This is a genomic window from Shewanella sp. 11B5, assembly GCF_002836795.1.
GTDB lineage: Bacteria > Pseudomonadota > Gammaproteobacteria > Enterobacterales > Shewanellaceae > Shewanella > Shewanella frigidimarina.
Genome location: NZ_PJAP01001013.1, coordinates 1 through 2684, shown reverse-complemented (window position 1 = coordinate 2684; position 2684 = coordinate 1). Strand labels below are relative to the sequence as shown.

General features: G+C 41.6%; 4 protein-coding genes. All 4 read left to right on the top strand.

The window, feature by feature from the left end; genetic code table 11:
- Nucleotides 1-585: protein adenylyltransferase SelO family protein (locus tag CXF78_RS19670; protein WP_180957224.1), on the top strand; the 585-nt coding region annotated here is incomplete at its 5' end.
- Nucleotides 586-610: 25 nt separating this feature from the next.
- Entirely contained in the window at nucleotides 611-913 is a 303-nt protein-coding gene (locus CXF78_RS19665; RefSeq protein ID WP_011635897.1) for a DUF3630 family protein, read from the top strand.
- A 10-nt stretch (nucleotides 914-923) separates the two neighbouring features.
- Nucleotides 924-1925: a serine/threonine protein kinase gene (locus tag CXF78_RS19660; RefSeq protein ID WP_059746325.1), complete on the top strand. Its 1002-nt coding sequence runs from the start codon at nucleotides 924-926 to the stop codon at nucleotides 1923-1925.
- 131 nt (nucleotides 1926-2056) lie between these two features.
- The gene (locus CXF78_RS19655; RefSeq protein WP_102037704.1) at nucleotides 2057-2674 is read left to right on the top strand and encodes a thiol:disulfide interchange protein DsbA/DsbL; all 618 of its coding nucleotides are present in this window, start codon (nucleotides 2057-2059) and stop codon (nucleotides 2672-2674) included.
- Nucleotides 2675-2684 lie beyond the last annotated feature (10 nt).

The window sequence follows — 2684 nt, the reverse complement described above, 5'->3', positions numbered from 1 at the left end:
ACGCCTATTATCGAGTCTGACGATTTAATCGCAGCGCTAAATACGTATCAATTTGAATTAGTTCAGCAGTATTTATTACTCATGCGCGCTAAGTTAGGGCTTTCTCAACCAAATCAAAGCCCAAATGCTATTAACGCAGAGGAACAGGCTGAGCTCGGTAATAAAGATTTGCAGCTTGTGGGGCAATTAACCGGATTACTTGAAACTAATCAGCTTGATTACACCAATAGTTTACGCCGTTTTGGCCAGCTGGACCCGAGTAGTGCGCATTCTAGTTTACGGGACGATATGGTCGACCTTGCTGGTTTTGATACTTGGTATCAAGCTTATCAAAACCGAGTGGGTGAGGTTGCGGATGTGAACGTGTGGCAATGTGAGCGTAATAGTGCCAACCCTAAATATATTTTGCGCAATTACCTCGCCCAGGAAGCTATTATCGAGATTGAAGAAAATGGCGACAACAGCAAATTATTGCAACTTCAACAACTTTTACGTCGTCCTTTTGACGAACAACCCGAGATGGAAGATTTTGCCAAACGCCCACCCCAATGGGGACAAGGCTTAATTATGTCTTGTAGCAGCTAATTGATGTATTTTATCTGAGTCGATTATGAAATTATTGTCAGCCAAATTAGATCCAGCAGCATTAAGTATTGTTATTCAAGCAGAAGTGGATTTTGAGCAATTTGAACAATTTGCAGAACCGCTAGCGGCTGCACTTGATTGCGACATTCGTGAGCGCCAATGGGGCGCAGATCGTCACCAATGGTTACTGAATTTTGAAGGCAGCCCTTTATGGTTACATTATGAGTTTTATGGTGATATTTGTTGGATTTCCACCGATAGTGCAAACGAGTTAGACGTACTAGCGTTTTTATTAACGCTACTTGCCCCACATATTCAAACTGCTTAAGAAGGTATACATGGACAATGGTACAGGCGCAGAGTTTCATTTTCAGGCATTGAGACCCGATCTCATTTTAGATGCCATCGAAAGCATCGGCGTCTTCCCTGAGACAGGGCTATTAGCATTAAACAGTTACGAAAATCGGGTGTACCAATTCCGCTGCGATCAAGGCATTCGTTATGTGGTGAAGTTTTATCGACCACATCGTTGGAGTAATGAACAAATCCAAGAAGAGCACGATTATGCCTTGGCTTTAGCGGCTGAAGATATTCCTATTGCTGTTCCTGTGGTTATTGAAGGTAAAACCTTATTTGAGTATCAAGGTTATCGTTTTGGTCTTTTTCCGTCTATTGGCGGGCGGGCATTTGAAGTAGACAATCTTGAACAACTTGAATCGGTAGGCCGCTTTATTGGTCGAATTCATCAATATGGCGCAATGCAGCCTTTTAAATATCGTGAATCGCTGACCCCTGCCATTTTGGGAGATGAGTCTTATCGCTATTTACGTGAAAGTGGTATTGTTGCCAGTTCGATGCAAACGGCTTTTTTTACCGTTGTAGAGCAAGTTTTAGAGAAAGCCAAACAGATATGGCAGCAGCACAATTTTACCTCTATACGCCTGCACGGAGACTTACACCCTAGTAATATTTTATGGACACCAGACGGACCTGGATTTGTTGACTTAGACGATGCCAGGCAAGGGCCCGCAGTACAAGATTTATGGATGATGTTGACTGGCGATCGTCAGCAGCAATTATTACAAATTGATATTTTATTAGAGGGATATCAAGAGTTTTGTGATTTTGATGCGAAACAGTTGGCACTCATTGAGCCATTAAGGGCATTCAGGATGGTGCACTATAATGCGTGGTTAGCCAAGCGCTGGGATGACCCTGCATTCCCGATGAATTTCCCATGGTTTGGCGATATTAAGTATTGGGAGCAACAAACACTGGCGTTTAAAGAGCAGTTATCTGCGCTTAATGAGCCGCCATTGAGTTTACCTAGTTTTAATTAACATTATTTCATAATCACTACCTAATAGTATTTAGTTACAAATACAATTGGCTAGCGATTGAGTTACAGGCTAACGCTAGACTATGATAGAGCCAGCGTATTTATATTTTTGCCTATTTAGAAGGAAGTAAAATGAAAAAAGCATTACTGATGGCTGCTGCACTACTGCTAGCGCCGATGGCTGCGATGGCTGCCGATTATAAAGAAGGTGTACATTACACTGTGATTAATGACGGCCCTGAAACAGCCAAGCCAGAAATTACTGAGTTTTTCTCATTCTATTGTCCGCATTGTTTTAATTTTTCTAAAACAGTAGTACATAAAATTGAAGCGAACTTACCTGAAGGTGTGGCATTTAATCAGTCGCACGTTGAGTTTATTGGTCGTGATATGGGCGTAGAAATGTCTCGTGCCTTTGCGGTCGCTCAGCAGCTAAATGTTGAGAAAAAGATGGATGCAGCTCTATTTACTGCTATCCACGACAAGCGTCAGCAATTTACTCGCCCAGACGATATCAGAGCAATATTTATCGCTAATGGCGTAGATGGTAAAGCTTATGATGCAGCGGCAAGTTCATTTATGGTGAACGCTCAAATGTCGAAAATGAAGCGCGATACTGAAAATGCTAAAATTTCTGGTGTACCAACATTAGTGGTTAACGGTAAATATCGCGTAGAAACCAGCTCGATTAAGTCTTATGACGAATTAATTGATATCGCATTTTACTTAACATCAATGAACAAAAAGTAATCTACACAAC